A 292-nucleotide genomic window follows, 5' to 3' on the forward strand; every position below is an offset into this window, starting at 1 on the left:
GGCATCCTCAGCGGCATTAGGTGCTGCCTGCTCAAGCGCACTTTGGTTGAAAGTGAGCTGGTTTTTACCTTTACCGGCAATTTCTTCGAAGCTGACCGTCTTATGACCGAGATATCGGTCGGCCAGGCTGTCCATATCATGTCGGCCTGATACGCTATCCAGTACATAGGACTCCAGCATGGTATCGAAGGCTATGCCTTTCATCTCGATGCCGTATCGCAACCGGATCCCGCGATCAAACTTGAGGTTCTGTCCTACTTTTAGCTGCTTTTCATCTTCCAGCAATGGCTTC

General features: G+C 50.7%; 1 pseudogene. It reads right to left on the bottom strand.

What is annotated here, in order from left to right:
• Positions 1 to 292: pseudogene (locus ACMV8I_RS21440) on the bottom strand (DNA polymerase I); the annotation flags it as partial.

The organism is Ewingella sp. S1.OA.A_B6, from assembly GCF_049889095.1.
GTDB lineage: Bacteria > Pseudomonadota > Gammaproteobacteria > Enterobacterales > Enterobacteriaceae > Ewingella.